The 922-nt window shown below is 74.5% G+C and carries 1 protein-coding gene; it reads left to right on the forward strand.

Features of this window, described 5'->3' with window-relative positions:
- The coding region (locus ACYVE9_RS28545; protein WP_461030781.1) for an MFS transporter at window positions 1-833 on the forward strand (833 nt) is incomplete at its 5' end.
- Window positions 834-922 lie beyond the last annotated feature (89 nt).

Genomic DNA, 922 nt, shown 5'->3' on the forward strand with positions numbered 1-922 from the left:
GCCGGCAGCCCGGCGGGCGCCGGCTGGACGTGCCGGGGGCGCTGCTGGTCACCTGCGGACTGGGCGCGCTGGCCTTCGGCGTGGTGCGCACCGAGTCCGCCGGCTGGACCGCGCCGGGAACACTCGTCGCGCTGGGCGGCGGCCTGGTCCTGCTCACCGTGTTCGTCCTCGTCGAACTGCGCGCCCGGTCCCCGTTGATGCCGCCGGCCGTGTTCCGCTCCCGTGCGGTGTCGGCGGCCAACGCGGCACTGTTCACCAACGGCGCCGCGATGTTCTGCATGTGGTACTTCATGTCGCTGTACATGCAGAACGTGCTCGACTACACGCCCGTCCAGGCCGGACTGGCCTTCGTACCGCAGTCGTTGAGCATCGTGGTCGGGGCCACCGTCGCGCCGCGCCTGATGCTGGTCGTGGGCGCCCGCAACGTGGCGGTGCTCGCCGCGCTCACCGCAGCCGTCGGCTACCTGTGGCAGAGCGGCATGCACGCGGAGGGCGCCTACCTCACCACCGTGCTCGGCCCCGGCGTGCTGATGGCCCTGGGCGCCGGACTCGCGTCGACGCCGCTCGCCACCCTGGCCACCGCAGGGGCGGCGCCCGGCGACGCGGGCCTGGTCTCCGGACTGGTCAACACCTCCCGCACCATGGGCGGTTCACTCGGCCTCGCGGTGCTGTCCACGGTCGCCGCGGCCCGCACCGCCGGTGCGGAGAGCCCGGCCGCCCTGGCCGAGGGCTACGCGCTGGCCTTCCGGTCGGGGGCGGGCATCCTGCTGGCCGGCGTGGTACTGATGATCGTCACCCTGCCCCGGACCGAGAAGGAAGCCGCCCATGAGTGAGCCCACCGAAGGTGGCCGACGCGTTCTGATCACCGGAGCCGCCCGCGGCCTGGGCCGGGTGCTGGCCGGCGCCTTCGCGGCGGCCGGCG

The organism is Streptomyces sparsus, assembly GCF_054776295.1.